This window comes from Streptomyces sp. NL15-2K (genome assembly GCF_030551255.1).
Taxonomy (GTDB): Bacteria; Actinomycetota; Actinomycetes; order Streptomycetales; family Streptomycetaceae; genus Streptomyces.
In genome coordinates this window covers 2,662,952-2,689,019 of the sequence record NZ_CP130630.1, presented here as the reverse complement: position 1 = coordinate 2,689,019, position 26,068 = coordinate 2,662,952, and the positions used below count along the sequence as shown (strand labels likewise).

Annotated in this window: 24 protein-coding genes; 10 read left to right on the top strand and 14 right to left on the bottom strand. The window is 70.7% G+C overall.

All coding sequences use genetic code 11. The annotated features are described in order from the left end of the window. Positions 1 to 3: 3 nt before the first annotated feature. From ectA to Q4V64_RS11580, 3 genes are all read right to left on the bottom strand, one after another. On the bottom strand, positions 4 to 546 hold the full coding sequence (gene ectA, locus Q4V64_RS11590; protein WP_124443225.1) for a diaminobutyrate acetyltransferase: 543 nt from the start codon (positions 544 to 546) through the stop codon (positions 4 to 6). 305 nt (positions 547 to 851) lie between these two features. Next, positions 852 to 1,379 (bottom strand): DinB family protein, encoded by a 528-nt coding sequence (locus Q4V64_RS11585; RefSeq protein ID WP_124443226.1) that lies wholly within the window; start codon positions 1,377 to 1,379, stop codon positions 852 to 854. Between the two features lie 128 nt (positions 1,380 to 1,507). Further along, positions 1,508 to 2,608: an aminotransferase class V-fold PLP-dependent enzyme gene (locus Q4V64_RS11580; RefSeq protein WP_124443227.1), complete on the bottom strand. Its 1,101-nt coding sequence runs from the start codon at positions 2,606 to 2,608 to the stop codon at positions 1,508 to 1,510. Positions 2,609 to 2,810: 202 nt separating this feature from the next. Here Q4V64_RS11580 and Q4V64_RS11575 point away from each other — a divergent pair, with 202 nt between their 5' ends. The 4 genes from Q4V64_RS11575 to Q4V64_RS11560 are packed head-to-tail and all read left to right on the top strand — an operon-like array spanning position 2,811 to position 6,397. Beyond that, positions 2,811 to 3,662, top strand: coding sequence for an ABC transporter substrate-binding protein (locus Q4V64_RS11575; protein WP_124443228.1), 852 nt, complete (start codon positions 2,811 to 2,813; stop codon positions 3,660 to 3,662). Further along, complete coding sequence (locus Q4V64_RS11570) at positions 3,659 to 4,492, top strand: amino acid ABC transporter permease (protein WP_124443229.1); 834 nt, start codon at positions 3,659 to 3,661, stop codon at positions 4,490 to 4,492. Before Q4V64_RS11575 ends, Q4V64_RS11570 begins: the two co-directional genes overlap by 4 nt. Further along, a complete protein-coding gene (locus tag Q4V64_RS11565) occupies positions 4,489 to 5,289 on the top strand; it encodes an amino acid ABC transporter ATP-binding protein (protein ID WP_124443230.1) in 801 nt (266 codons plus the stop codon). Before Q4V64_RS11570 ends, Q4V64_RS11565 begins: the two co-directional genes overlap by 4 nt. 10 nt (positions 5,290 to 5,299) lie before the next feature. Then, a complete protein-coding gene (locus Q4V64_RS11560) occupies positions 5,300 to 6,397 on the top strand; it encodes an amidohydrolase family protein (RefSeq protein ID WP_124443231.1) in 1,098 nt (365 codons plus the stop codon). A 76-nt stretch (positions 6,398 to 6,473) separates the two neighbouring features. On the opposite strand, the gene Q4V64_RS11555 is transcribed toward Q4V64_RS11560, so the two are convergent. The 5 genes from Q4V64_RS11555 to Q4V64_RS11535 all read right to left on the bottom strand — a co-directional run bounded on the left by Q4V64_RS11555 (position 6,474) and on the right by Q4V64_RS11535 (position 11,824). Further along, positions 6,474 to 6,620 carry a hypothetical protein gene (locus Q4V64_RS11555; protein WP_172629441.1) on the bottom strand — a complete coding sequence of 49 codons (147 nt, stop codon included), beginning with the start codon at positions 6,618 to 6,620 and terminating at the stop codon, positions 6,474 to 6,476. 584 nt (positions 6,621 to 7,204) lie between these two features. Then, positions 7,205 to 8,026 (bottom strand): TniQ family protein, encoded by an 822-nt coding sequence (locus Q4V64_RS11550; protein WP_253267552.1) that lies wholly within the window; start codon positions 8,024 to 8,026, stop codon positions 7,205 to 7,207. Positions 8,027 to 8,064: 38 nt separating this feature from the next. Continuing rightward, positions 8,065 to 9,120, bottom strand: a complete 1,056-nt coding sequence (locus Q4V64_RS11545; protein WP_172629638.1) for an AAA family ATPase — start codon at positions 9,118 to 9,120, stop codon at positions 8,065 to 8,067. Next, positions 9,117 to 11,162 carry a Mu transposase C-terminal domain-containing protein gene (locus tag Q4V64_RS11540; protein WP_124445746.1) on the bottom strand — a complete coding sequence of 682 codons (2,046 nt, stop codon included), beginning with the start codon at positions 11,160 to 11,162 and terminating at the stop codon, positions 9,117 to 9,119. The genes Q4V64_RS11545 and Q4V64_RS11540 overlap by 4 nt, the downstream gene beginning before the upstream one ends. Continuing rightward, positions 11,159 to 11,824, bottom strand: a complete 666-nt coding sequence (locus Q4V64_RS11535; RefSeq protein WP_253267553.1) for a TnsA-like heteromeric transposase endonuclease subunit — start codon at positions 11,822 to 11,824, stop codon at positions 11,159 to 11,161. The genes Q4V64_RS11540 and Q4V64_RS11535 overlap by 4 nt, the downstream gene beginning before the upstream one ends. A gap of 388 nt (positions 11,825 to 12,212) precedes the next feature. Between Q4V64_RS11535 and Q4V64_RS11530 the strand changes: the two genes are divergently transcribed. The 6 genes from Q4V64_RS11530 to Q4V64_RS11505 all read left to right on the top strand — a co-directional run bounded on the left by Q4V64_RS11530 (position 12,213) and on the right by Q4V64_RS11505 (position 19,705). Further along, entirely contained in the window at positions 12,213 to 12,932 is a 720-nt protein-coding gene (locus Q4V64_RS11530; protein WP_301184571.1) for an SCO1860 family LAETG-anchored protein, read from the top strand. Positions 12,933 to 13,180: 248 nt separating this feature from the next. Continuing rightward, the gene (locus Q4V64_RS11525; protein ID WP_124443253.1) at positions 13,181 to 14,035 is read left to right on the top strand and encodes an ABC transporter permease subunit; all 855 of its coding nucleotides are present in this window, start codon (positions 13,181 to 13,183) and stop codon (positions 14,033 to 14,035) included. Then, positions 14,032 to 14,919, top strand: coding sequence for a carbohydrate ABC transporter permease (locus tag Q4V64_RS11520; RefSeq protein ID WP_124443254.1), 888 nt, complete (start codon positions 14,032 to 14,034; stop codon positions 14,917 to 14,919). The genes Q4V64_RS11525 and Q4V64_RS11520 overlap by 4 nt, the downstream gene beginning before the upstream one ends. Before the next feature lie 58 nt (positions 14,920 to 14,977). Continuing rightward, entirely contained in the window at positions 14,978 to 16,627 is a 1,650-nt protein-coding gene (locus Q4V64_RS11515; protein ID WP_124443255.1) for an extracellular solute-binding protein, read from the top strand. A gap of 49 nt (positions 16,628 to 16,676) precedes the next feature. Beyond that, positions 16,677 to 17,765 carry a LacI family DNA-binding transcriptional regulator gene (locus Q4V64_RS11510; RefSeq protein WP_124443318.1) on the top strand — a complete coding sequence of 363 codons (1,089 nt, stop codon included), beginning with the start codon at positions 16,677 to 16,679 and terminating at the stop codon, positions 17,763 to 17,765. Further along, positions 17,762 to 19,705, top strand: a complete 1,944-nt coding sequence (locus Q4V64_RS11505) for a DUF2264 domain-containing protein (RefSeq protein WP_124443256.1) — start codon at positions 17,762 to 17,764, stop codon at positions 19,703 to 19,705. Before Q4V64_RS11510 ends, Q4V64_RS11505 begins: the two co-directional genes overlap by 4 nt. On the opposite strand, the gene cobC is transcribed toward Q4V64_RS11505, so the two are convergent. From cobC to cobM, 6 genes are read right to left on the bottom strand one after another with little or no spacing between them, the layout of a single operon-like run. Beyond that, positions 19,653 to 20,741, bottom strand: a complete 1,089-nt coding sequence (gene cobC / locus Q4V64_RS11500) for an Rv2231c family pyridoxal phosphate-dependent protein CobC (protein ID WP_124443257.1) — start codon at positions 20,739 to 20,741, stop codon at positions 19,653 to 19,655. The two genes, Q4V64_RS11505 and cobC, sit on opposite strands and share 53 nt — an antisense overlap. Next, entirely contained in the window at positions 20,731 to 21,654 is a 924-nt protein-coding gene (locus Q4V64_RS11495) for a sirohydrochlorin chelatase (protein WP_124443258.1), read from the bottom strand. Before Q4V64_RS11495 ends, cobC begins: the two co-directional genes overlap by 11 nt. Beyond that, a complete protein-coding gene (locus tag Q4V64_RS11490; protein ID WP_124443259.1) occupies positions 21,651 to 22,241 on the bottom strand; it encodes a precorrin-8X methylmutase in 591 nt (196 codons plus the stop codon). The genes Q4V64_RS11495 and Q4V64_RS11490 overlap by 4 nt, the downstream gene beginning before the upstream one ends. After that, entirely contained in the window at positions 22,238 to 23,956 is a 1,719-nt protein-coding gene (gene cobJ, locus Q4V64_RS11485; protein ID WP_124443260.1) for a precorrin-3B C(17)-methyltransferase, read from the bottom strand. The genes Q4V64_RS11490 and cobJ overlap by 4 nt, the downstream gene beginning before the upstream one ends. Further along, entirely contained in the window at positions 23,953 to 25,197 is a 1,245-nt protein-coding gene (gene cbiE / locus Q4V64_RS11480) for a precorrin-6y C5,15-methyltransferase (decarboxylating) subunit CbiE (protein ID WP_124443261.1), read from the bottom strand. Before cbiE ends, cobJ begins: the two co-directional genes overlap by 4 nt. Beyond that, on the bottom strand, positions 25,194 to 26,012 hold the full coding sequence (gene cobM, locus Q4V64_RS11475) for a precorrin-4 C(11)-methyltransferase (RefSeq protein ID WP_124443262.1): 819 nt from the start codon (positions 26,010 to 26,012) through the stop codon (positions 25,194 to 25,196). Before cobM ends, cbiE begins: the two co-directional genes overlap by 4 nt. Positions 26,013 to 26,068 lie beyond the last annotated feature (56 nt).

Below are 26,068 nucleotides of genomic sequence, written 5' to 3'. Positions count from 1 at the left end.
AAGTCAGGCATAGGTCGTGAGGGAGAGGGGACCGATGCGGTACAGGACTTCGGGGTCGTGCGGCCCGTCGGGGAACAGACCCGCCTCGAACAGCACCTCGCGCTCCAGGCGGGCGCCGTGGCGCTCGGCGAACGAGGTGAACAGCCGCTCGGAGGCGGTGTTCCCCGGCGTGATCGTGGTCTCGACGGTGGTCAGCGCGCGCTCCGCGGCGGTCCGGGCCACCAGCCCGTCCAGCAACGCGGCGGCGAGCCCGCGCCCGCGGTACGCCTCGTCCACCGCCACCTGCCAGACGAGCAGGGTGTCCGGGTGGTCGGGACGGAGGTACCCGGTGACGAGGCCGACCGGCTCGCCGTGCCCGTCACGCGCGACGGCGGACGTGGCGGCGAAGTCGCGACACCACAGCAGATAGCTGTACGACGAGTTCAGGTCGAGGACCTTCGAGTCCCTGGCCATCCGCCACAACGCGGCTCCGTCCGCCACCGTCGGGCGGTCGATTCGCAGGCTGGCTTGTGGATCGTCTTGCAGGTCTGCTTGTGCGGCAGTCATGCCAAATGAATTTACCGAGAGAAATTCAAAATTGCATCGCCGGTCGGGGTTACGTACGGGCGGATCCTGTGTTATCGCGCGGGCGTGAGGCGACGTGCGGAAGCGACTCTCTTTCTACCGGTTTGTCCGGTAAATAAGGGGCAAATGGAACGCGGTGTGTAACGCGTCACAGACATGTAACCACCACGAGACCCACCCGAATTACTCCGGTTGGCGTTCGCAGAATCTACGCGTTTAGGTCGAGAGAAAGCGGGCAGAAGAATACGGGAAGCTGTTCTCGAAAGAATTCAAGAATTGTCGCGGAATTAGGCTCCGGTTACTCCGTCGATCCGCTCCCGCAAGATGTCCGCGTGCCCGTTGTGCCGCGCGTACTCCTCGATCATGTGCACGTACACCCAGCGCAGACTGACCTCGAGACCGGCCATCGGCCCGTCGGCGATCCGCCCGACGTCGTCCAGCGACCGCCCGGCACACAGCTCGTTCCCCCGGGCGATCTCCCGCTTCCACACGGCCAACGCCTCGTCGAGCCCTCGCTCCGGGTCGAGGACGTATCCGTTCCCCTTCCCGTACACCGGCGGCACGTCCCGCCCCGCGGCCACCCGCTGGAACCAGTTCCGCTCGACCTCGGTGAGGTGCTGCACCAGCCCGAGCAACGACAGCGAGGACGGCTCGGCGGACGCGGTCCGCACCTGCGCGTCGTCCAACTCGGCGCACTTCAGCTCAAGGGTGGCCCGATGAAAGGCGAGCCAGCTCTCGAGCATGGGGCGCTCGTCACCGGTGAGGAGGGGGATGGGGCGGCCGTCGGGGAGGGTGAGGGGTGTGTCGGTGGTCATGGGGGGAGCATGGCGTGCGGGTCTGACAATCCTCGGCTGCTTGGCCGCCTTTGAGCCGCGGTCGGCGGTGCGGGTGCGGGGGCGGTGGGGGCCAAGTCCCCTGGTGACCCCAACCCCTCAGCCACCCCCTACCGCCACGCCGCCTCCACGGCCCGCAGCGCCCCCTCCACATCCACACTCAACCCCTTCTCGCGCAACGCCGCCCCCAACGCCGAAAGACTCGCCCGCACGGCCCCCGGCGTCGCATCAGCCCCGTAGTGGTTCACCCGGATCATCTCCTTGGCCAGCGCGCCCCCACCCGCAGCCAGCGGCACCCCCGGGTCCGCCGCCACCGCCCGCGCCACCAACTCCGACGCCACCACCCCCGACGGCGCCCTCAGCGTCGTAGCGACCGGCGCCGCGTCCACCGCCTCGTACACATACGGCTCCAGCCCCCCGCCCAAGGCCACCGCCCCCGCCCGAGTCCCGGCCGCCGCAGACGCGTGCCGCCCCATCACCGCGGCCGGCCCGTCCGCCTCGATCCGCTCCACGCACGCCTCCAGCGCCAGCATCTCCAGCTGCGCCGGCGCGTGCGGCAGGACCTTCCGGCCGCCGTCGATCCACCGCTCCTTCCAGTCCAGCAAGGAGAGGTACGACCGTCGCGGCGCCCCCGGATTCGCCGCCATCCGCGCCCACGCCCGCTCGCTCACCGACACCGCCGAGACACCGGCCGGCCCGCCCATCGCCTTCTGCGCCCCGATCACGCACAGGTCCACGCCCCACGCGTCCGGCAGCACCGGCTCGGCCCCCACGGAGGCGACGGCGTCCAGGTAGAACAGCGCGCCCTGCTCCCGTACCACTTCGCCGATCTCCGCGACCGGGTTGGTGTTGCCGGTCGCCGCCTCCGCGTGCACCAGCGACACGAAGTCGATCTCCGGGTGCTCGGCGAAGGCCTCCCGGATCTGCTCGGCCGTGACCGCCGCATGGAAGGGGACCGCCAGATCGATCACCGTCGCGCCGCAGTCCCGCAGCCAGTCCCCGAAGGTCTGCCCGTACGGACCGGTGATCACGTTCAGCGCGGTCGTACCGGGACCGGCCGTCCCCCGGATCGCCCCCTCCAGCGGCAGCAGCGCCTCGCCCTGCATGATCACGACGTCCTGCTCGGTGCTCAGCAGCCGCGCCACGCGGTCCTCGATCGACGCGAAGTGCGCGGCGGTCAACGGGGCGAGATCCAGAAACGGATGCGTCACGAGGGTGCTCTCTTCACTCACGGGGTAGACGAGTCGAGGGTAACCGGCGGTCGTCGAGGGGCACCGGCGGTCTGCTTACCCCTGGGTACTCGCGACTTCTTAGGTCGGGCGGCCTCGGGGCCATCGGATTGGTTTGAGAGACTCAAACCTTTCCTTATAATCGGAACTCACAGTTTCCTCAAAGCCTCAAGGAAGGCCCGCCGTGAACACGCTCCTCGGGCGCCGGACCCGCGTCCTGGCCGCCATCACCGCGACGGCCGGGCTGATGCTCGTGTCCGCATGCACGTCCACCGACGACGGCGGCAGCGGCTCGAAGACCGCCGCCGGCGGGGTCGAGCTGGTCAAGGGCGGGCAGCTCACCACGTGCACGCATCTGCCGTATCCGCCGTTCCAGTCGGAGATCGACGGCAAGGTGCAGGGTTTCGACGTCTCGCTGATCGACCTGGTCGCCAAGGACCTGGGTGTGAAGCAGGAGATCCTCGACCAGCCCTTCGAGAACTTCAAGACCGGCGGGTCCCTCAACTCCGGCCAGTGCGACCTCGCCGCGGCCGGCATGACCATCACCGAGGAGCGCAAGAAGAACGTCGACTTCTCCGCCCCGTACTTCGACGCCACCCAGGCCGTCCTGGTCGACAAGAAGGCCGGCGTCGACTCCCTCGCCGCCGTGAAGTCCAAGAACGTCAAGCTCGGCGCCCAGGCGCAGACCACCGGCGAGGACTACGCGAAGAAGCAGGGCTTCGACCCGGTCTCCTTCGAGTCCTCCGACGCCGTCCTCAACGGCCTGCGCACCGGCCAGGTCAAGGCCGTCATCATCGACTACCCGGTCGTCCAGGGCTGGCTGAAGGACAAGGCCAACGCCGCCGCCTTCCAGGTGGTCGACAACCTCAACACCGGTGAGCAGTACGGCTTCACGGTGAAGAAGGGCAACACCAAGCTCCTCACCGCCATCAACAAGGCGATCACGGACGCCAAGGCGGACGGCACCTACAAGAGGCTCTACGAGCAGTGGATCGGCCCGTACGACCAGTCCGCGGCGTCCCCGTCCGCCTCATGAGTGATACGAAGCTCGAAACCGCCCCTCGCAGGAAGGGCCTGACCCGGCGCCAGAAGCGCCGTCTGTCGCGCGGCATCCAGTACGCCGTCTTCCTCGCCGCCGTGATCGCCTTCGCGGTCTCGGCGGACTGGGACCGGCTGCAGAACCAGTTCGCGCAGGCGGACATCGCCGAGCAGATGTTCCCGGACGTCATCACGCTGGCGCTGAAGAACACCGTGCTCTACACCGTGTCCGGCTTCGCCGTCGGACTCGTGCTCGGCATGGTCATCGCGCTGATGCGGCTGTCGTCGGTGGGCCCGTACCGCTGGTTCGCCGGCGTGTACATCGAGATCTTCCGCGGCCTGCCCGCCCTGCTGATCTTCATCTTCATCGGCGTCGCCGTCCCGCTCGCCTTCCCGGGCACGGAGATCATCGGCGGCACGTACGGCAAGGTCGCGCTCGCGCTCGGTCTGGTGGCGGCGGCCTACATGGCGGAGACGATCCGCGCGGGCATCCAGGCCGTGCCCAAGGGCCAGATGGAGGCGGCCCGTTCCCTGGGCTTCTCCCCGGCCCGGGCCATGATCTCGATCATCATCCCGCAGGCGTTCCGCATCATCCTCCCGCCGCTCACCAACGAACTGGTCCTGCTCTTCAAGGACTCCTCGCTGGTGCTGTTCCTCGGCGTCACCCTGGAGGAGCGTGAACTGTCCAAGTACGGCCGCGACCTGGCCAGTACGACCGCCAACTCCACGCCCATCCTCGTCGCCGGCCTGTGCTATCTGCTGGTGACGATCCCGCTCGGCTTCGTCGTACGCCGTATGGAGGCCAAGGCCCAGGAGGCCGTGAAATGAGCGAGAAGACGCTCGGCGGGCGGCCGGAGATCCAAGTCCGGGGCCTGCACAAGTCGTTCGGCGACAACGAGGTGCTGCGCGGCATCGACCTGGAGATCGGCCAGGGCGAGGTCGTCTGCGTGATCGGCCCGTCCGGCTCGGGCAAGTCGACGCTGCTGCGCTGCGTGAACCTCCTCGAGGAGCCGACGAAGGGCCAGGTCTTCGTCGGCGGCATCGAACTCACGGACCCCGACGTCGACATCGACGCGGTACGCCGCCGTATCGGCATGGTCTTCCAGCAGTTCAACCTCTTCCCGCACCTCACGGTGACCGAGAACCTCACGCTGCCGCAGCGCAGGGTGCTCCGGCGGGACAAGGCGCAGGCCGCCGAGGTGGCCGCCCAGAACCTGGAGCGGGTGGGCCTGTCGGACAAGGCGGACGCCTACCCCGCCTCCCTCTCCGGCGGCCAGCAGCAGCGCGTCGCGATCGCCCGTTCGCTGTCGATGGGCCCCGAGGTGATGCTGTTCGACGAGCCGACGTCGGCGCTGGACCCGGAGCTCGTGGGGGACGTACTGGCGGTGATGCGCATGCTCGCGAACGAGGGCATGACGATGATGGTCGTCACCCACGAGATGACCTTCGCCCGCGAGGTGGCCGACCGGGTCGTCTTCATGGACGGCGGAGTGATCGTCGAGGACGGGACTCCCGAGCAGGTCATCGGCAACCCCCGTCACGAACGCACCCGCCACTTCCTGTCGAGGCTGCTCGACCCGGCGATGGCGGAGGTGGAGGAGCAGGCGTCCGGGACGCCTGACTAAGGTGCGGGGCATGAGCGATCGCGCGGTGCTGCACGTGAAGGGACGGGTGCTCGTCGGCCCGGACGAGGACCAGGTCCGCGACGAGCTGTGGGTGGTCGACGGCCGTATCTCCTACGACCGTCCCGCTCACGCCCGTGACATCCGCACGGTGAAGGGCTGGGCACTGCCCGGCCTGGTCGACGCGCACTGCCACGTGGGCCTCGGCCCGCACGGCCCGGTCGAGAAGGACGTCGCGGAGAAGCAGGCACTGACCGACCGCGACGCGGGCACGCTCCTGATCCGCGACGCGGGTTCCCCCTCCGACACCTGCTGGATCGACGACCGCCAGGACCTCCCGAAGATCATCCGCGCGGGCCGGCACATCGCGCGCACCCGCCGCTACATCCGCGGCTACGCCCACGAGATCGAGCCGGACGACCTCGTCGCGTACGTCGCCCAGGAAGCCCGGCGCGGCGACGGCTGGGTGAAGCTGGTCGGCGACTGGATCGACCGGGAGGTGGGGGACCTGGCACCCAGCTGGCCGCGGGACGCGGTCGAGGCGGCGATCAGGGAGGCCCACCGCCTGGGCGCCCGCGTGACGGCCCACTGCTTCGCCGAGTCCTCCCTCCGTGACCTCGTGGAGGCAGGCATCGACTGCATCGAACACGCGACGGGCCTGACGGACGACCTGATCCCCCTCTTCGCCTCGCGCGGGGTGGCGATCGTCCCGACGCTGGTGAACATCGCGACGTTCCCTCAGCTGGCCGCCGGCGGCGAGAGCAAGTTCCCCCGCTGGTCGGCCCACATGAGGCGCCTGCACGAACGCCGGTACGACACGGTGCGCAACGCGTACGACGCCGGGATTCCGGTGTACGTCGGCACGGACGCGGGGGGTGCGCTGCCGCACGGGCTGGTGGCGGAGGAGGTGGCGGAGCTGGTCACCGCCGGGATCCCGCCGGTGGAGGCGCTGTCGGCGACGACATGGGGCGCCCGGAAGTGGCTGGGGCGGCCCGGGCTGGAGGAGGAGGCGCTGGGGGACCTGGTGGTGTACGAACGGGACCCCCGCACGGACGTACGCGTGCTGGGGGCCCCGTTGCGGGTGGTGCTGAACGGACGGGTCGTCGGTTGACGCCGGCCGTCACACGTGCAGAAGCCCCGCCGGCAAGGGGCCTTCTCCTTTGCAGCTGCTACGCGGCGAGGTCGGCTCAGAGCGCGATGAGACCCGCAGTCGTCGGCTTGAACCCGCAGGCGTCGAAGTTGACTTCCAGGGCATGATGGTTGAAACCCGCTGCATGCAGTGCATTGACGGCTGCGTTGTCGAAGTCTCCCCGCCACTCAAATGTGATCGTCATGGCGCGAGCGTAGACCGCCGCCCTTGCCCGAGCCTCCTCCGCAGGCGGGATCGGAAGTGATCATTGCTGAGAAGACCTCAGTGGCTCACTATTCACTTCAGTAGCTTCTTCACTACCGCACGAAGGGCTGAAGTGCCCGTGCCGGCCGCAGCCGGGGTGCCAACTGCCCGACGGCGCCGTTACGTCCTTGGGGCATGACGCCTGCGACACCCGAACCACCGCCGTGGTCGTACTGCGGCCACGGCAGCACCCCGACTCATCTGGTCGGCTGTTGCGGCATCCACGTTTTCTGGGCACGCTGCCTGCCTGGCCCACCTGGTTGCCACTTGCCGGGGTCGCCGGCGCGGTGCTCATACTCATGGCTGTGGCCGTGGCACCGACCACGGCTGCGCTGAGGCGGAGACGGCGGGGGCGGATGTCCGTTCTCAATGAGGTTGGTGGACTGCCTGGCTCTGAGCTGGGAGTTGTCATCTTGGAGTGAGACGGTGCCGCACCTTGATGTGTCAGGGGCTGTGCGGCGGGTTCGACCAGGACTTCGTGGGTCAACGAGGGTGGAAGCGGTAGGACCGCTGACCTGCGGGTTGTCAGTCTGATTGAGACAGGGAGAGCCTCGGTCTCAGGGAAGTTGCCAGTTTCTGGAGGGCTGCCAGCTCGCGGCTCCCTGCCTTGAGCTGGAACCGGCGTGCGATCTCCGGGGCCGATTCCTGGTGATCGCGCCAGTGCGGTGATGAGAGCAGGCTGGTGAGGATGACCGTTTCGGGGTAGGTCGCGATCTCGATGCGGTTCGGAGACGGGCGGAGTGGGTCTCCGTAGATGTCTTCGCCGAGGAGATGAATCCGGTCCGTCCACCGCTGTTGGAGCTGTGTCTCGGCGGCGGTGTGGAACCACTTCAGCAAGCTGTCACGTGCGGTGCGGTAGCTCTGCTCGGGGGCGGAGCCCCTGCGGCGGCTCGTGAGTCGCCGGTGGCGCTGGTTGGCTCTGCGAACGTCGGGCAGAACGCGGAGGAGATGCTGCTCGTCGCCCAGGAGCCAGCGGTGATGTCGTGGGCAGACTGCTTCGTGGGGCAGGGTCTCGCGGACGACGAGGCCGTCGATTCCGCGCCGGGCCATGCAGGGGCGGCATGCCGGACGGTGAAGGGCATCGCCGTGGCCGGTGCTCGGGCGTGGACCGATTCGTTGGCCCTCGCTGAGTTCGGCGAGAGCTGGCATCGCATGCACGAGTTCGGCGGGTGCCCGGCCGGTCAGGGCGGATAGTCCGAGCAGGGCCCGTGGGGTCCAGTGGTCCGTGCGGTTGTCGTCACGGCGGTGATGACGGTTGTGACCGAGAAGACCGGCCAGATAGCGGACCGGCAGGCGGTTGGCGTCCGCGAGCCGGTTCAGATAGGAGCCGACCGTCTCGCGGTGCACTGGCGAGAGGGGGACAGGCAGTATGCGCGGGTGTGTACTCAACTGGCCTTCCTCGTCGCGGGAGTCGAGGGACGGCGTCTGGTCTGCTGTGCAACGGCCCGGTCGAGTTCGACTTCATCGAGTCCGGTGCGTGTGATCTTCTCTGTGCCGCTGATGATGGCGTCCAGTGCGGCTTCGCGGACGAGGTGGGACAGGCTGCCGATCATGCCCCCGGTGCGGTCGTGCAGGTAGGCGCTCAGCTTGAGGAGGGTCTGCGGGCGGTGGGCATAAAGCCGTAGGGCCTCCTCCAGCGTGGTCACCAAGGACTGCCAGGCTTCTTTGTCCTTGGCCGTCTTGTGGGGGAAGGGGCGAGTGGTGATCTCGGTGTAGCGGCTGGCGATCTGCCCGCCGCGGCGGCCCGTGAACAGCCCAGTGTCCTCAACATCGACTCCGGCCAAGACGAACGTCGCCGGGATGCGCTCGGACAGATACTTGATCTGATCGGAGGCTTCGGCGCCGGTCTTGGTGCGGATGTCGAGGTTATGGAGCTCGTCGATCAGCACCAGGCGGCAGCTCCTGCTGCAGAGCAGGTCGCAGACGCGGTTGGTGATGTCGACCTGGCTGAAACGGCTGGGCAGCGGCAGGCCGATGAAGCGGGCGAGTTCGACCGCGAGCATCTTGGGTGTCGCTGCGGGCGGGACGGTGACATAGACGACGGGCAGGGCCTGGTGCCCGACTTCGCCGCGGCGGCGGCCGAGGAGTTCGTAGTTCTTGCCGAGCTGCGTGATCGCGGTGGTCTTTCCCGTGCCCGCGGGCCCGCTGACGATCAGTCCGCGGCGGGCCGACTGCTGGCGACGGTTGAGGAGGATCCGCTTGCGGCCGGTGGTGGTGACGTGCTGGATCGTGGGAGTGCGGACGATGACCAACTGCGCGTGATAGTCCTCGCGTTCACGCTCACGGGCAGTCCGCTGGTCCGGACTCAGACGCTGAATTGCGGCGGGTGAGAGCACCTCGGGAGGCATGGTCTCTTCGGCGACGAAGCATGCCCAGCCCTCCTTCGTGCTCAGCGGGTGGACGTCCTCTGGTTCCTGCCCGGCGTCCGGGGGCGGGTTCATGGACGGCTCCCGTCGGTGAAGGCGTCGAAGACCCCGAAGGGAATGACCTTGCCGACTGGTTGGTCCTCGTCCTCCGGGCCTTCCTGCGGTTCTTCGGGGAGGGCAGGCCGAAGGCCAGGGTGAACGGGGTGGCTGGCTGCCGCGTGGGTGCGGGCGGCAACTTTGCGGTCCGGGCCGTTCTGAGCCCGGGTGAGCAGGTCTTCCACAACTGCGGCGATCGCGCCTTCGTCGGTGTCGTCGGCGCCCTGGGCGGCCAGGACAGAACGGGCGTGTCGCCAGGTGAAGTCGGCGAAGGGGGCGGAGACGGAGTCCAGCCGGGTCCAGGGGACGGTGATCCAGCCGCCTGCCCGGTGATCGCGGATCCAGATGTGGGACAGATCGTAGGGGTCGTAGTGGACTTCCCAGAGGCCGCCCTTGAGGTCGACGCCAGAAGGCTGGCGCCGGTAGGGCGCCAGGTCGCGGCAGTCGTAGGTGCGGTAGTCCATGACGACGCCGTAGTCGTTGATCTTCCGCCACTCCGCGGGCAGGAGTTCGATGTAGTCGTCGCCGGTCAGGCAGACCGGCAGGTGTCCGCTGCGGGCCACAAGCATCGCGTAGACGTCGTTCGGGGACAGAGCCTGGCCCGGCAGGAACGGGCTGCGGAGGCTGTCGTGGGGCCTCGTCTGCCATCGGGCAACGACCCATTCGTCGAAGAGGTCGGCGAGTTCTCGCAGGGTCCAAACAGCCTGGACGTCCTCACCACGCCGGGTGGGGTTGGAGCCGACGTAGCCGGCGACGTGCTGGCAGAACAGCGTGTTGATCGAGGAAAAGGTGCGTTCCACCACGCCTTTGTCGGTCGGGGTGGCGGGCCGGGCCGGCTGGACGGAGACGCCCAGGGTCTGGCAGGCCGTCACGAACGTCTCCGAGATGAACACCTTGCCGTGGTCGACCACGATGGTGTCCGGGACGATCACCGGTTTCGCGGCGGCGTGTTCCAGGCGGGCATCCACGCTCATCAGCCGCGCGTGCGGGATGAGCGAGACGGACATCCGAAGAGCGTCGTGCCAGCCCGGCCGCATCGGCTCGGGGACCAGGATGCGGGCCAGTAGTAGAGCCGCATCCACGGCCTTGGTGCCCGCAGGCCGCAGGACGGCCGCGCAGATCGTCCGTGTTGCGACGTCGACCGCGATGGTCAGCTCGACCCGGCCCGTCACGCCGTCGTCCAGGATCGCCAGCACGTCCAGCGGGGTGGTGTCGATCTGCACGACCTCGCCGGGCCGGGCGGCCTTCGACGGGGTGAACACCCCTTGCGGGCGGCGGGCTCGTGACCGGCGGGCCGTGGCAGTGCCGAAGGAGTGCATCCCCTCCGACAGGGACCGCACCAGCCGGTAGAGGGTGGACCGTGAAGGCAGCTCGACGGCTCCCTCACCGTGACGCTCGACGAGGATCCGCTCAGCCTCGCGGAGCACCCGGCTCCGGGTTCCCGTGGACAGCTTCTCCTGCCCGGCCAGTGCCTCCGTGATGGCGGTGACCAGCCGTTCGTCCGCGTGCCCGGTCGGCTTGGAGACGCGGGTGGCACGGTGGTCGACCAGCCCCCAAAGTCCCTGCTCGCGCCAGCAGCCCCGCAACCGGAACAGGGTCCGGGCGGTCATCGGCGTCCCGAGAGCGGCCAGTTCCTCCGCCTTCGCCGCGATCCGTTCGTTCACCGTGCGCCACTTCGGGTCGTACTCGGGCCGGGGCCTGGCGGTCGGCTCCGCGCCGGGCAGCAGTCCGGTCTCCATCTCGACCATGTGCCGCTCAAGCAACCGGGCCCGCCGCAGGGCGGGCTCGGGAACGGTGTCCAGCAGTCCGAACGACGGCAACCCCGGCGCTTCGGGCAGGGAGTCGAGCATCTCGAAGCCGTCCGCCGCCAGCAGATGGGAGAACAGCACCAACGATGCTCCGCCGGACTCGCCCTGCAGCCGCACCGTGGTGCCGGCCAGACCCGCCACGAGGTGGACCTGTCCGTCGAACCGGACCCGGTCACCGACCCGCAGCACTCCACGAGGCCCCGAGGCAGTCACCGGCCCGCCTCCCCGGTCATCACCACGGTGCGATCACTCAGGCGACGGCCCAGGTCGGCCCGCAGCAGCCCGCGCCAGAGCAGGTGGAAGACCACCGGGAGCACGCCGATCGGATCACCCAGCGTTGCAGCCTGCCCGAGCAACGGTGCGGGAGTCGCGAAGGCCGCGCAGACCGCCGCCGTCATCCCCTCCGACACGGCGAAGCGCGGATGGCGATAGCCCGCCAGCCAGCGCAGATTCGCCACTCGGACGGGATCGATCTCACTGGCGACACGGTAGGCCCAGCCCACCGCGTCACACGCTTCCCGCGCCCGCTTGAACGACTCGGCGGCCCTCTGGTCGATCCGGTCCGCCGGACGGCAGTCCACCACCAGGCCACTTCCGTCCGCAGCCCGCGCGAAGTAGTCCGGAGCGTGTGACCGGCTGCGGCCTGATCCCTCGTCCCGCCAGCTCAGCCAGAACGGCTGCGAGGAGAACCCCGTCACCAGCGGATCGAAGTCGAGCAGCATCGCGTGATCCCGCTCCAGCCACGATTCGAACCCCACATGCCGACCGGTCGTCACCGCCCAGTACAGCCCCGGAAAATGGCGCTGGCCGCGGTACGACGGGAAGTCCCGCACCGGCAGCGCGTCCTCGAAAGCGACATCCCCGGCCTCGGTCAACGGCCGACGTCTCGTCCCGCCGTCCGCTTCAACCCAGCCGATCTCGTACCTCGACGCATCCGCGTACACGGAAACGTGCTCAACCCCCTGCGGCCCTTCAGGCACCGCCGTCCCCACACGAACCCTCATGGGACGACCATCCAGGGTTCGATGACACAGACCAGATCAGATGAGACCCAAACCACCCTGAAGTCGGAAAACCGGGCACCGGCTCACATGCACCACCGAGACCAGCCACGCTGAACTGCCAACTCGTCTGAGAACAGCAGGCTTCACCGATACGGGACAGCGGAAGTGCTGGCGAGGGATACGGATGCGAGTGGGGCCTAGGGCTCACGCATTTCATTTGGAATCCGTAGTGATGTGTCATCCGTCGGCGTCATGACCTGTGTCCGGCACCAGCAGCGGCGTCACTTGTGAGTGCGTGGATCGAATGCGTGACCTTTTCGCGCAAGTGTCGTACGGGGTCGACGGCGGAAGGCCTTTCCAGGTGCTGCGCGCGAACGTGGCGGACGCGAACGCGACGGTCTCCGCGACCGGCGCCGAGGCCTCCACCAGCCTCGCCCGCGCCAAGCTGCACGTCCCCGGCCTGCCGCTGCTCTCGCTCATCGAGCTCGACCAGGTCACGTCCAAGGCGACCTGCCAGGCCGGCAGGGCCCCGGTCGCCTCCGCCGACCTGCTGGGGCCGGTGACCGTCCTCGGCGAGGAGGTCACCTTGACGGCCGGCGGCACGACCGACGTGAAGGTGCCCGGTGTCGGCGAGGTCCGCCTCGACCTGTCCAAGAAGGAGACCGCCTCGCGCACGGCCGCCGCGACCGCCCTCGAACTCGAGGTCTCCATCAACCCGTTGAAGCTCAACGTCGCCGAAGTGGAGGGCACGCTGACCCTGGCCGAGGTCACCTGCGAGGCACCGGCGGCGCCGGCGGGGGAGCCGGGCGCCCCGAGTGAAGATCCGGCGGGCGATGTGAAGCCCCAAGGCGCCCCGGACGAGACAGGGTTGGCCGATACCGGTGGCAGCTCGACCACGCCGTACCTCGCGGGCGGCGCGATCGTGCTGGTCGTCGCGGGCGGGGGAGCGCCGGCGCTGGCGCGGCGCCGCAGGAGCTGACCCACTGAAGCGCCCCTTCCGGTTCGGCGGTCAACAGTCAGCTGTGTCAGGGCTGTTGACCGCCGAATGAAAGCGTTTTAATTTTCCCTCACTCCGACTCCGAGATGTGAGGGGGCCCCGTGGCCGCTGTACTACGGGAACACGCAGGTGCAGAGGAGGTCGACACCGCTCGTCCACGGACGAGTGACCCTCGGTTACGCCGAAAACGCTTCCAAAGCCGAGGTCGAAGCCGCACGCTGTTCCTGCTCATGCTGCCCGGCCTCGCCTACTTCCTGCTCTTCCACTACGGCGCCCTGGTCGGCAACGTCATCGCCTTCAAGGAGTACGTGCCCTTCGACGGCCTGTGGGGCAGCCCCTGGGTCGGCATGGGCAACTTCCAGCGGATGTTCGAGGACGGCGCCTTCTGGGACTCCGTGCTCAACACCGTCTGGATCGCCCTCCTCCAGCTCGTCTTCTACTTCCCGGTGCCGCTCGCCCTCGCCCTGCTGCTGCACAGCCTCACCTGGAGCTCGGTGCGCCGGTTCGTGCAGTCGGTGGCGTATCTGCCGCACTTCATCTCGTGGGTGATCGTCGTCGCCCTGTTCCAGCAGGTGCTCGGCGACACCGGTCTGCTCAACTCCTCGCTGGACGGCATGGGGCTGCACGCCGTCGACATCATCGGCAACCCGGACGCCTTCAAGCCGCTCACCGTCGCCCAGGTCATCTGGAAGGACGCCGGCTGGGGCACGATCATCTTCCTCGCCGCGCTGGCCCAGGTCGACGAGCAGCAGTACGAGGCCGCCGCGATCGACGGCGCGGGCCCCTGGCGGCGCTTCTGGCACGTCACCCTGCCCGCCATCCGCCCCGTGATCATCCTGCTGCTCATCATGCGGCTCGGCGACATCCTCTCCGTCGGCTTCGAGCAGATGCTGCTCCAGCGCGACGCGGTCGGCCCCGAGGCGGCCGAGATCATCGACACCTTCGTCTACTACCAGGGCATCGTCGGCGGCGACTACGGATTCGCCGCCGCCGCGGGCCTGTTCAAGGGCGTCATCGGCGCCCTCCTCGTCTACGCGGCCAACAAGGTCGCCCACCGCCTCGGCGAACAGGGGGTCTACAAGTGAGCACCCAGGTCCGTCCGGGTTGGATGGAGAAGCCGAAGCCGGTGACGCAGGTCGGCAAGGTCATCGCCCTCGCCACCGTCGTCCTCCTGGTCTGCGTGCCGTTCCTCGTCATCGTCTCGACCTCGCTGGCCTCCACCGACGAGGTCGTCGCCAACGGCGGCTGGGTCCTGTGGCCGACCGAGCCGAGCCTCGACGCCTACCGCGACATCCTCGACGGCGGCATCGTCACCCACGCCCTCGGCGTCAGCGCCGGCGTCACCATCGTCGGCACCCTGCTCAGCCTCGCCTGCACGGTCACCCTCGCCTACGCCCTCTCCCGACCCGGCGTCTTCGGCGGCAAACCGGTGCTGCTCCTCATCCTGTTCACGTTCCTCTTCCCGCCCGGCATGATCCCGAGCTTCCTGCTGGTCAAGGAGCTGGACCTGCTGGACAACTACGCCTCGCTCGTCCTGCCCGTCCTGGTGAACGTCTTCAACCTCGTCGTCCTGCGCGGCTTCTTCCAGGGCATCCCCGAGGAGCTGTACGAGGCCGCCCGGCTCGACGGGGCGGGGGACTGGCGGGTGCTGTGGTCGGTCGTCCTGCCTCTGTCCAAGGCCGCGCTCGCCGTCGTGGGCCTCTTCTACGCGGTCGCCTACTGGAACTCCTGGTTCTACGCCTCGCTCTACCTGGAGAGCGACCACTGGCCCCTGCAACAGGTGCTGCGCACCTACGTGGTGGCCGGCTCCGGACTCACCGACGCGACCACCGGCGAGGGCACGATCACCGCGCCGCAGACCGTGCAGATGGCGGTGCTGGTGATCGCCACCGTGCCGATCCTGCTCGTCTATCCCTTCCTGCAGAAGTACTTCACCAAGGGCGTGCTCACGGGCGCCATCAAGAGCTGACCCGTCCACTCAAAAGCTGACGTGTCATCAAGAGCCGCTGTAGAAAGGTGACCTGCCCATGTCCCGCATGTCCCGACGCACCCTCCTGCGCTCCGTGGCGGCAGGCGGTGCCGCCGTCTCCGTCCCCGGTCTGCTGACCGCCTGCTCCACGAGCTCGGGCGACAGCGACGTCTCCAACGCGGGCAAGAAGCTCGCCCCCTGGCCCGCGTACAAGCCCGCGAGCGGCCCCAAGCCGGACCTCGCGCCCACCGAGGCAGGCGTCCAGGCGGGCTATACGGCCTACCCCGCCGACCTGGTCAAGTCCGTCTCCCGGACACCCGGCGACGGCTCCACCATCAAGGTCATGTCGATGTCCTTCGGCACGCCACCCAAGCCCGCCTCGGCCAACCGGTTCTGGGCCGCCGTGGAGAAGGCACTCGGCGTGAAGATCGAGTACACGATCATCTCCCAGGCCGACTACCAGAAGAAGATGGCCACCGTGATGGCCGGCGACGCCGACACCCTGCCGGACATCATCAACCTCTTCTCCGGGTTCGTCCTGCCCCGCGAGGCCGAGTTCGTACAGCGACGGGCCGAGGACCTCACGCCGTACCTCTCCGGCGAGGCGATCGCCGACTACCCCAACCTCGCGAACATCCCCACCCACGCCTGGCAGGACATGGGCCGCATCGGCGGCCGTATCCACGGCATCCCCCTGGAACGCCCGCTGCCCGGCTCCACCCTCTGGCTCAACCAGGACATGTTCACGGACGCGGGCATGAAGGAGGGCTGGACGTCCCAGGACTTCGCGGCCGTCGCCAAGCAGGCCACCAGCGGCCGTACGTACGCACTCGGCGCCGCCTCCGGCTCCCTCTTCGGCAACGCCGTGCACTCCGCCGCCCACCGCGCGCCCAACGAATGGGCCGTCACCGACGACGGCACCTTCCTGCCGGGCGTCGCAGACGAACGCTACAAGGCCTCCATCGCCTTCCAGGCCCAGCTGCGCAAGAACGGCTCGTACCACCCGGACGCCACGTCCATCTCCCAGATCGACCTGACCACCCTCTACTACAACGGCACGGTCGGCTCCATGCAGGACGGCTTCGGCGCCTACCTGCCCAAGTACAGGGAGGCGCCGGACGGGATGGCCCCGGCCGCGGCACTCCCGTACAGCGTCGGCGGTGAACCCGGCGGCATCGTCGCCGCCCGCCGCTCCTTCGGCTACACCGTGCTGAAGAAGGCGAAGAAGGAACGCATCGAGCTGATGCTGCGCATCCTCGACTACCTCGCCGCCCCCTTCGGCAGCCAGGAGTGGGAACTCGTCCACTACGGCGTCGAGGGCACCCACTTCACCCGCGGCAAGGACGGCTCCCCGCAGCCCACCAAGCTCGGCGAGGTGGAGAACAACACCAACCTGCCGCTGAAGTACCTCGCCGAAGGCCCCCAGGTGCTGTTCGTGCCGGGCATGCCCGACGCCGTACGGGCCCTGCACGCCTGGCAGCAGAAGACGGTCCCGCACGCCATCCGCAATGCCTCCTGGGGCCTGCAGTCCCGGACGAAGAACTCCCAGGGCACCACGCTCAAGGCGCTCCTGGACGACACCGTCACCGGCATCGTCGCCGGCCGCATCCCGCTGTCGGAGTGGGACGGGGCCGTGAAGAAGTGGCGGGCCCGGGGCGGCGACAGAATGGCCGACGAGTTCGCGAAGGACTACGCGGCCAACACGTGAGCGGTCGCCGGGCGGAAGAGAACAGGAGACGCGGGGGATGGGGAACGACATGGAGTCCAAGCGGCGGGTCACGATCCGGGAGGTCGCCGAGCGGGCGGGCGTGTCGATGGCCACGGCGTCGCGCGCGCTCAGCGGCAACCATCCCGTGCCCGCCGCGACCCGGGCTCGCGTTCTGCGTGCCGCGCGCGACCTCGACTACGTCGCCAACGCCCATGCGCGTGCGCTGGTGGGCGGCGGCCGCAAGATGGCCGCCGTCGTCGTCCGCCAGGTCACCAGCCCCTTCTACGCCCAGGTCGCCGAGGGAGTGGAGGCGGAGGCCGCCGACCGGGGCTGGCTGTGCATGGTCGGGGCGACCGGCGGGGATCCGCAGCGCGAGATGGAGTTCGTGCAGCTCATGCGGGAGGAGGGCGCGCGGCTGGTGATCCTGGTCGGTGGGGTCGTCGAGGACGACGCGTATCGCTCGCGCGTGGCCCACTATGCGCAGGCCCTGGATGCGTCGGGGGCGCGGCTGGTGTTGTGCGGCCGGCCCGCTCCTGATCCTGACATCCCGGCGCTGGTCGTCGAGTTCGACAACGAGGCGGGGGCGCGAGCCATCACCGGGCACCTGCTCTCCGCCGGACACCGGCGGATCGTGTTCCTCGGTGGACTGCCCGGCAACACGGCTCTGGACGCCCGTGTCGCCGGGTACCGGGCTGCGCTCTCCGAGCATGGGCTGCCGGCCGAGGCCGCGCATGTCGTCGACTGCGGGCTGGGCCGTGCGGCCGGGTTGCGGGCGATGACCGAACTGCTCAAGGAGACACGGGAGTTCACGGCGGTCTTCGCCGGGGACGACATGGTCGCCGCGGGGGCGCTGCGCGCCATCGCCGACGCGGGGTTGAGCGTGCCTGAGGACATCTCGGTCGTCGGGTACAACGACATTCCGCTCGCTGAGGACTTCAATCCGCCGCTCACCACTGTTCGGACTCCCGCGGAGGAGCTCGGTCGCGCGGCCGTGCGGATCGCTCTGCGGGATCCCGAGCATGCCGGCGGGAATCACCATCTGCTCGGTACGCACATCGTTGTGCGCCGCAGCGTCGCTCCACCTGGGCATGCTGCCCGACCGTCCCTTGACCAACACGGAGGACTCAACCCCGTATGACCGCGCCGCATGTGTCGCTCCCCGACGACTCGACGCACCTTCCCGACCTGCCCGCACCCGACCCCGTGCTCTCGCCCCTCACCGGCTGGACCCGCGCCCACTGGGAGACGATCGCCGACCGGCTCCTGGACGGGCTCGGGCCCTTCGCGACCCCCGGCTTCGCCCAGTACCGGCTCCCCGGACCGCCCAGCCACTCCGGACCCTGGTCCGACGGCCTGGAAGGCTTCGCGCGCTCGTTCCTGCTCGCCGCGTTCCGCATCGCGGGCTCGGGCGGCCGGGTCGGCCCCGCCCTCATCGAGCGCTACGCCGCCGGACTCGCCGCCGGCACCGACCCGCACGGCGCCGAACGCTGGCCGCTCATCACCGACCGCGCCCAGCCCATGGTGGAGGCCGCGTCGATCGCCATCGCCCTGCACGAGTCCCGGCCGTGGCTGTGGGACCACCTCGACGACCGAGTGCGCGGGCAGGTCGTGGACTGGCTCGGCGGATTCGTCGGCGCGGACGTCAACGACTCCAACTGGCGGCTGTTCCAGGTCATCTCGGAGGAGTTCATGGCCTCCGTCGGCGCCCCGCACAGCCGTACGGAGATCGACGCGGGGCTCGCCCGCCTGGACGACTGGTACCGGGGCGGCGGCTGGTACACCGACGGCGACGGCCGCAAGTTCGACTACTACAACGCCTGGGCGCTGCACCTGTACCCGGTGCTGTGGCAGCGCATCGCGGGCCCCCGCGCGGACGGGGCGACCGTGGCCCGGCACCGGGCGCGACTGCGTGAGTTCCTCGCCGTCCACCAGCACTTCTTCGGCTCCGACGGCGCCCCGGTGCACCAGGGCCGCTCGCTCACCTACCGTTTCGCGACCACCGCCCCGCTGTGGGCGGGCGCCCTCGCCGACGCCACCCCGCTGCCGCCCGGCCGCACCCGCCGCCTCGCCTCGGGTGCCCTGAAGCACTTCGCCGAGCACGGCGCGCCCGACGAGCGGGGTCTGCTCACGCTCGGCTGGTACCGCCCGTTCCTCCCCGTCACCCAGCGCTACTCGGGCCCCGCCTCCCCGTACTGGGCGAGCAAGGCGTTCCTGGGGCTGCTCCTGCCGGCCGACCACCCCGTCTGGACAGCCCCCGAGGAGCCCGCGCCCGTGGACAGGGAGGACGTCTGCCTGGCCCTGCCCGCACCGGGCTGGCTGCTCCACTCCACCTCGGCCGACGGGATCGTACGGCTGGTCAACCACGGCAGCGACCGGCTCCCGCCCCCGCCCGCGACCGCCGACGACAGCCCGCACTACGCACGGTTCGCCTACTCCAGCGCCACAGCCCCGGAAACCCCCGGGACGACGGCGGGCCCCGACAACCACATCGCCCTGCTCGGCCCCGACGGCACACCGTCCCCCCGCGGCCGCATCCACCCCCTCGGCGCCTCGGGCGGCCGTGCCGCCTCCTGGCACCGGGCGCCGGGGCGCCGCATCGAGACGGTGAGCGTGGTGCGCGGGCCCTGGGAGGTGCGCGTGCACCGCCTCGACGTACCGCCCGGCACTCGGGTGCGGGAGGGCGGCTGGGCCGTCGCCGACGACCTCGCGCCGCCGGTCGCCCGGACCGGTCCGGGCCGGGCGTCGGCCCGCCGCGCGGACGGGCTGACCAGCGCGATCACCGGCCTGTACGGCTGGGGCGACGCCGAGGGCAGGGTCTTACCGGCCCTCGGCGCCAACGCCGTCGGACACCACTCCGCCACGCCCGTGCTCGAACTGGGCGACGGCGCCCGCCTGCTGGTCACCCTCGTGGTGCTCAGCGCCGACCCGCAGGCGCTGCGTACGGGGGTGAGCGCGTCGGTCGCCGCCGACGGCACCGTGGAGATCCGCTTCCCGGACGGCACCTGGGAGCGAGTGGCGCCCGGGCTCAGCGACGCGCCGGAGCCAGCGCCCGGTCCAGGGCCTGAAGGAAGGAGTTGACCGTCACCTGGTCCCGCACCGCCAGCCGCAGCCACTCCTCGCCGAGGCCCGGGAAGGTGTCCCCGCGGCGCACCGCGAAACCGAGGTCGCGCAGATGCCGGCGCACGGCGGTCGCGCGGGGCAGCCGTACGAGGACGAAGGGGCCCTCGGCCGACTGGGCCACCCGCAGTCCGTCGGAGGCGAACTCCTCCAGCCCGGCGACGAGATGGGCCCGGTCCGCGGCGACACGGTGAGCCGCGTCGGCCGCCTCCGCCAGTGCCCGCGGCTCCACGCAGGCCTCGGCGGCGGCGAGCGCCGGCGTGGACACCGGCCACAGCGGCTGGGCCCGCTCCAGGGCGGTGATCGTCTCCGGGGCGGCCAGCACGTACCCGATCCGCAGCCCGGCCAGCCCCCAGGTCTTGGTCAGGCTGCGCAGCACGACCAGGCCGGGCACGTCCGTCCGCCCGGCCAGCGCTTCCCGCTCACCCGGCACCGCGTCCATGAAGGCCTCGTCCACCACCAACGTCCGCCCAGGCCGGGCGAGTCGCGCGATCGCGGCAGCCGGGTGCAGGACGGAGGTGGGATTCGTCGGGTTGCCGATCACCACCAGGTCCGCGTCCTCCGGGACCGCCGCCGGGTCCAGCCGGAAGCCGTCCTCCTCCCGCAGCAGGACCCGGTCGACCGTGTGACCCGCGTCCCGCAGCGCTGCCTCCGGCTCGGTGAACTGCGGGTGGACGACGATCGGTTGACGGACCTTCAGGGCGCGTGCGAGCAGTACGAAGGCCTCGGCGGCACCCGCCGTCAGCAGGACCCGCTCCGCCGGGAGCCCGTGCCGCGCCGCCACCGCCGCGCGCGCGGACCGCCCGTCCGGATAGGCGGCGAGGCCGGCCAGCGACCCGGCGATCCGCTCCCGCAGCCAGGCGGGCGGGGTGTCCGCGCGGACGTTCACGGCGAGGTCGACCAGCGCCGAGCCGTCGTCCCGCACCTCGGCGTCCCCGTGGTGCCGCAGGTCGTGGGCGTCCGTGTCGGCCCCGGTGCCGGTGTCGTCAGTGGGCATGGGTGTGTGCGCCATGGTGGTGGTGTCCGTGGTGATGGTCGTCGTCGTCCGGGTGGAAATGCGGCTGCTGCGGCAGCCCCACCTTCTCCTCGAAGCCGGGCAGCGCGATCCGGTACACGCACGAGTCGCAGTTCATCCGCAGATCGCCCTTGACCGCCTCCTCGTACCGCTCCATGACCAGATCGAGCAGCTCCGGCTCCGGACCGATCACGTCCGCCGAGCGCACCTCGACCTCCGGGTGCGCCTCCGCCCAGCCCTCCGTCTGCTGCCGCACCCGGTCCGGGAGGATGCCGGTGAACAGGAAGTAGGGGAGCACGACGATCCGCCGCGCCCCCAGCTTCACGCACCGGTCCAGGCCGCTCGGCACGTCCGGCGCCGCCAGCGACACGAACGCCGTCTCCACGCCCGCGTACCCACGCCCCTCCCACAGCAGCCGGGCCGCCTTGTGCACCTCGGCGTTGGCGTCGGGGTCGGTGGAGCCGCGCCCGACGAGCAGTACCGTCACGTCGGCCCGGTCGGCGGGCGTGCGTGCCGTGCCGCCGAGGGCCTCGTCCAGCCGCCGCTCCAGGACCGACAGCAGCGCCGGGTGCGGGCCCAGCGGACGGCCGTAGGCGTACGAGATCCCGGGGTGCCGCTCCTTCTCACGGGCCAGCGCCGCCGGGATGTCGCCCTTGGCGTGCCCGGCGGACACCAGCATCAGCGGTACGGCGGCGAAACGGCGTACACCCCGCTCCACCAGTTCGGTGACCGCATCGCCCAGCGGGGGCGGGGACAGTTCGATGAAGCCGCCCGCGACGGGCAGTTCGGGGTGGCGGTCGCCCAACTCCCGTACGAAGTCGCGGAACGCCTCGGCTCCGGCGTCGTCCCGGGTGCCATGGCCGGCGATGAGCAGGGCGGGCGGCGGGGTGGTCACGATTTCTCCTCGGGCGTCGGAAAGGGGTGGTACAGCAGGGCGTTGAGCGCGGCGGCAGCGACCGCCGAGCCGCCCTTCTCGGACACGTTGCTCACGGCGGGCAGCCCGCTCTCGCGCAACGCGGCCTTGGACTCGGCCGCCCCGACGAAGCCGACGGGCAGCCCGATGACGAGCGCGGGCGAGGCGTCCAGGGTCAGCAGCTCCTCCAGCGCGGTCGGCGCACAGCCGATCACCCAGAGGGCGCCGGGTCCCACCTGCTCGTGGGCGAGTCTTGTCGCATGGGCCGAACGGGTCAGCCCGGGGCCGGACCTGGCGTCCTTGAGGCGACAGACGGTCTCGCGCCGAGTGATGCCCGCCGCGACCATCTCCACGTCCACGACGACGGGCGCCCCGGCGTGGAGGGCAGCGTGCGCCTTCGCCAACTCGCCCTCGTCCATGACGAGATCGCTCGCGTACTCCAGATCGGCCGCGGAGTGGATGACCCGTTCCACCACCGCCCGGGTCAGCGGCGGGAAGTGCGAGGTGTCCAGGCGGGCGCGCAGCCGCCGGAAGGACTCCTGCTCGATGGGATGCACCACGCGGTTCACCGGGCCTCCTCCTTCTCCGCCTGATCCGGCCTGCTCTCCTGCCAGCGGTAGCCGCGCGGGGTCACCATGCGCCCCGCGATCCGCCGGGTCGCGGTGTTGCCCACGGTCACGACCGTCATCATGTCGACCGTCTCCGGGTCGAGGGCGGCCAGCGTCGTCAGCGTGCTGGACTCGTCCGGCCGCGACGCGTTCCGTACGACACCGACCGGCGTCGTCGGCTCCCGGTGCCCGGCGAGGACGGAGAGGGCCTTCGGCAGCTGCCAGTCCCGGCCCCGGCTGCGCGGGTTGTAGAAGGTCACGACGATGTCCGCCTCGGCCGCCGCCTTCACCCGCCGCTCGATGACCTCCCAGGGCGTGTGGAGATCGGAGAGGCTGATGGACACGTGGTCGTGGCCCAGCGGCGCGCCGAGGAGCGCGGCCGCGGCGAGGGCGGCGGTCACACCGGGCACCCCGATCACGTCGATGTCGTCGGAGGCCTCGGCGAGCGCGGGGGAGGCCATGGCGTACACGCCGGCGTCCCCGCTGCCGATGAGCGCGACGGCCTGCCCTTTCCGGGCCTGAGCCACGGCCGTCCGCGCCCGCTCCTCCTCGGCGCCGAGCCCCGACTCCAGGATCCGGGTGCCCGGCCGCAGCAGGTCGCGGATCTGGTCGACGTACTGGTCGAGCCCGACGAGCACGGAAGCGCGCCGCAATTCGGCCTTGGCACGCGGGGTGAGCAGGTCGCGGGCACCCGGCCCGAGCCCGACCACCGCGAGCCGCCCGCGCGCGGGCCGCCGTACGACGGCACAGGTCGCCATGGCGGGCTGCCCGTCCTCTCGCGCCGACTTCCGCTTGGGGACGAGGAGTTCACCGCCGCTCATGAGCGCGGCGGCCTCGGCGACGGAAGGCGTGCCGACGGCGGCGAGGGGGGCGTCGGAGGGGTTGGGCACGTCCACGGCGGCCAACTCCTCGGCGGAGTAGGTGACGAGGGGGACGCCGAGACGCTCGGCGGCCTCGACGATGCCGGGTTCTTCGGCCTTGGCGTCGACGGTGGCGAGTTCGGCGATGCTACGGGGGGACAGTCCCGCATCCCGCAGCGCGTCCTCGACGAGCCCGAGGACTTCGCCGACGGGCGCGCCCTTGGAGGCGCCGACGCCGACGACGAGGGACGGCGGACGGAGAACGACCTCCTGCTCGGCGGGTTCGACGAGGCGATCCGTCAGCCGGATCGAGTACGCCCCTTCCTCGGTGACCCGAAGTGCCGGAAGGGGCCAGGCGAAGTCCGCCTTCAGCGCCACCGGTTCACCGTCGAGCACGGCCCGGGAAACCCCGGCGACATCCCCCTCCACCGGGAACCCGAGCGTATCCAGCCCGGGCAACCCCACCGCATCCGTCGCCGTGGTCACCACGGGCTCCGCCCCCAGCAACTCCCCCACCTCACGGGCGAGTTCATTGGCCCCGCCCCCGTGCCCGCCCACCAGCGACACGGCGAACCGCCCGCCCTCGTCGACACACACCACACCCGGGTCGGACGCCTTGTCACCCAACAGAGGGGCGATCAGTCGTACGACCGCCCCCGTGGCCAGAAAACACACGAGCTGCTCACACTCGGCGAACGCCCGCCGTACGGCGTCCCCGACGGGCCCGTCGTACACCCGGGCCCGGGAGGGCCACGCCGCGGCCAGCCGGTCCCTCGCCGCAGCGCCCGCCGAGGTGGCGGAAATGAGGCCGATCACTGGGCAACTCCTTCTTCGGTACGTACTGGAGACCGGACGCCCCACAGCAGGAAAACGGGGTTCGTCGCCGCGAGCCGGGTCACGTCCCCCGGCAGCGGCGCGAGCCGGGACGACTGCAACAGCACCCCGTCGCAGGCGAAACCGGCGCCGGTGAGCGCCGCCCGCGCGGCCGGTACCCGGTCGAGCGCGGCCATCGCGACGACGACGGTCCGCCGGGCGCGCCGCGCGCACGCCGTGACGACCTCGGGCAGCTCATGCCCACCACCGCCGACGAACACGGCGTCGGGATCGTAGGGCTCATCGAGACCGGCCAGCGCCCCGGGCGCCACCCCGTGCACCACCCGTACGTCGACCCCGTGCGCGGCGGCGTTCGCGCGGATCCGCTCGACCCCGTCCGGGCTCTTCTCGACCGCCGTCACAGCGGCGCCGAGCCGAGCACACTCCACGGCCACGGACCCGGAGCCCGCGCCGACGTCCCAGACCAGGTCGCCCAGCCGCGGCCCGAGCCGGGCCAGCGCCAGCGCCCGCACCTCGAACTTGGTGATCATCGAGTCGCGGTGGGCGAAGTCCCCTTCGTCCAGGGCCCATCCGGCGGGCCCGGGCGGCGACCCGGCGACCGACCGCACGCCGCCCACCGCCCGCGACTCGTCCAGGCACAGCACCACACTCACCGCCGGCCCCCAGTCACGGCCCGCGGCCTCGCCCGGAGTCACCCGTTCCACGCGCTCGTCCGCGGAACCCAGCGCGGAGGCGACCACCAGGACACGCGCGTCGTCCCCGAGCGCGGCCCCCAGTTCCGCCGGCCCCGCCCCCGGCCCCGTCAGCACGGCCGCCTTCGGCCGCGCCCGGCACACCTGCACCGCCGTACGCAGGTCACGGCCGTGCGCGCTGACGACGACGGCGTCGTCCCACGGCACCCCGAGCCGCGCGAAGGCCGCGGCGACGGACGACACCCCCGGCCGGACATCCAGCCGCTCCGCGCCGAACCGCTCGGCCAGCACCCGGACGATCCCGAAGAACCCGGGATCCCCCGAGGCCAGCACGACGACAGGGTTCTGCTTGTCCAGGTGCCGTTCGATGGCGTCCAGCGCCGGCGCCAACGCACCGAGGACGACCTGCTCGGCGCCCTCCGGAACCGGCGCGGCCAACAGATGCCGCCGACCGCCCACGACCAGCCGGGCACCGGCCAGCACGTCCGCCGCGACCGGCGCCCCCGTCCCCGCCCCGACAACGGTGATCACGTGCTCGCACCCCGTGAGCGCAGCGCCTTGCGGGCCTCCGGGTCGGCCTTGCGGTAGCCGTGGAAGTGACCGGGGTGGTAGAGGTGCGAACGCGTGCCGTGCGCGTCGAGCGCCGGACCGACCAGGAACAGGGTGTGCTTCCAGAGCTTGTGCTCCTTGACCGTCTCCTCCAGCGTGCCGATCGTGCACTTCACCACCAGCTCCTCCGGCCAGGTCGCCTGGTAGGCGACGACGACCGGCGTGGTCGTCGGATAGCCGCCCTCCAGCAGCTCCCGCACGAGCTGCCCGCTGCGGGCGGCGGACAGGAAGATCGCCATGGTGGTGCCGTGCTTGGCGAACTCCCGCACCTCCTCCCCGGGCGGCATCGGCGTCTTGCCGCCGCCGAGCCGGGTGAGCACGACGGACTGCGCGACCTCGGGGATCGTCAACTCGCGCTGGGCGAGCGCGGCGACGGCGGAGAAGGCGGAGACACCGGGAACGACCTCGGTCTCGACGCCGATCCGCGCACACCGGTCGAGCTGCTCCTGCGTACCGCCCCACAGGGCGGGATCGCCGGAGTGGATCCGGGCCACCTTCAGCCCTTGTTCACGCGCCCGCTCGTACACCGCGACGACGTCCTCCAGCGACATCGTCGCCGAGTCGAGGATCTCCGCGCCCTCGCGCGCGTGCTGGAGGACCTCCGCCTGGACCAGGCTCGCCGCCCAGATCACCACGTCCGCCTCGGCGATGGCACGCGCGGCACGGAACGTCAGCAGATCGGCGGCGCCGGGGCCGGCACCGACGAAGGTCACCTTGCCGGTGGGGGCATCGGCCATGGGAATCGGTCCTCTCCTACGAAGTACTACGGACAGAGCCGCGCCGCGTGCTCACG

Coding starts and splice junctions, on each gene's coding strand:
- ectA (WP_124443225.1), bottom strand. CDS start 546: ATGACTGCCGCACAAGCAGACCTGCAAGACGATCCACAAGCCAGCCTG.
- Q4V64_RS11585 (WP_124443226.1), bottom strand. CDS start 1,379: ATGACCACCGACACACCCCTCACCCTCCCCGACGGCCGCCCCATCCCC.
- Q4V64_RS11570 (WP_124443229.1), top strand. CDS start 3,659: ATGAGTGATACGAAGCTCGAAACCGCCCCTCGCAGGAAGGGCCTGACC.
- Q4V64_RS11565 (WP_124443230.1), top strand. CDS start 4,489: ATGAGCGAGAAGACGCTCGGCGGGCGGCCGGAGATCCAAGTCCGGGGC.
- Q4V64_RS11560 (WP_124443231.1), top strand. CDS start 5,300: ATGAGCGATCGCGCGGTGCTGCACGTGAAGGGACGGGTGCTCGTCGGC.
- Q4V64_RS11555 (WP_172629441.1), bottom strand. CDS start 6,620: ATGACGATCACATTTGAGTGGCGGGGAGACTTCGACAACGCAGCCGTC.
- Q4V64_RS11545 (WP_172629638.1), bottom strand. CDS start 9,120: ATGAACCCGCCCCCGGACGCCGGGCAGGAACCAGAGGACGTCCACCCG.
- Q4V64_RS11525 (WP_124443253.1), top strand. CDS start 13,181: ATGCTGCCCGGCCTCGCCTACTTCCTGCTCTTCCACTACGGCGCCCTG.
- Q4V64_RS11515 (WP_124443255.1), top strand. CDS start 14,978: ATGTCCCGCATGTCCCGACGCACCCTCCTGCGCTCCGTGGCGGCAGGC.
- Q4V64_RS11510 (WP_124443318.1), top strand. CDS start 16,677: ATGGAGTCCAAGCGGCGGGTCACGATCCGGGAGGTCGCCGAGCGGGCG.
- Q4V64_RS11505 (WP_124443256.1), top strand. CDS start 17,762: ATGACCGCGCCGCATGTGTCGCTCCCCGACGACTCGACGCACCTTCCC.
- cobC (WP_124443257.1), bottom strand. CDS start 20,741: ATGCCCACTGACGACACCGGCACCGGGGCCGACACGGACGCCCACGAC.
- cobM (WP_124443262.1), bottom strand. CDS start 26,012: ATGGCCGATGCCCCCACCGGCAAGGTGACCTTCGTCGGTGCCGGCCCC.